Raw genomic sequence first — 201 nt, forward strand, 5'->3', positions numbered from 1 at the left:
CGCTGGTGTTTAATAAGCTGCATCTGCGGCAACGGCTTCCGGTTTTCCAACTTTCTCAATCACTTGTTCAACTAGTGGCTCTAAGATCTGACTGTCATGTGTATTTCCAGGTGTTACAATCGTTCCCAATACAAAACCGTTGCGGTCTGCGGCCGCGTGGAATGAATAGGCAAACTGTTTTGTTCGTTCATCTTTCACATA

At 45.3% G+C, this 201-nt stretch carries 1 pseudogene; it reads right to left on the bottom strand.

The features are described from left to right. Positions 1–12: 12 nt before the first annotated feature. A pseudogene (locus Q8G36_RS29010) lies at positions 13–201 on the bottom strand (transposase); the annotation flags it as partial.

It is taken from the genome of Peribacillus frigoritolerans (genome assembly GCF_030676415.1).
GTDB lineage: Bacteria > Bacillota > Bacilli > Bacillales > DSM-1321 > Peribacillus > Peribacillus frigoritolerans_A.